Genomic DNA, 659 nt, shown 5'->3' on the forward strand with positions numbered 1-659 from the left:
GCCTGGCGCTGCATCTGGTGCTCAGCCGCACGCGGTTCGGCTGGCAGACCTATGCCATGGGCAACAATCCGGGCGCCGCCAGGATCACCGGCATTTCCAACCGGCCGATGATCGTCGCGCAATATGCGATCAGCGCGCTGATCGCCTACGGCGCCGGGCTGGTGCTTGCCTCGTCGGCGTCGGCGATCAACGCCCGGCTTTTCAATTCGACGATGATCTACGACATCCTTCTGGTCGTCGTGTTGGGCGGCATCGGCCTGAATGGCGGCCACGGCAAGGTTCGCAACGTCATTCTGGGCACGATCTTCGTCGGCATCCTGCTCAACGGCATGACGATCATGAACATCGCCTACACGATCCAGAACCTGGTCAAGGGCGTGGTCCTGCTTCTGGCCATCGTCATCGACTCGCTCGTCAACCCACGCGACGAGCAGACGTCCCAGCAAGGGGATCTCTGACACCAATTTCAACGCCAAAATGCAATGGGAGGAAACCATGCGACTTCTGAAAACGACAAAGTGGCTGGCCGCGGCCTGCATCGCGCTTGCCGGTATCGTCACCGCCAGCGCCCAGGACAAGGGCCTGGAAAATCCGCGCTCGACGACGTTCCACAAGACGCTGGAAGGCAAGAAGGTCGTCTTCCTGCCGCTGTCGATGGG

At 61.3% G+C, this 659-nt stretch carries 1 pseudogene; it reads left to right on the top strand.

What is annotated here, in order from left to right:
• Positions 1–458, top strand: a pseudogene (locus tag EN893_RS36700) (ABC transporter permease); the annotation flags it as partial.
• Between the last annotated feature and the right edge of the window lie 201 nt (positions 459–659).

The organism is Mesorhizobium sp. M7A.F.Ca.CA.004.04.2.1 (assembly GCF_004022825.1).
Classification (GTDB): Bacteria; Pseudomonadota; Alphaproteobacteria; order Rhizobiales; family Rhizobiaceae; genus Mesorhizobium.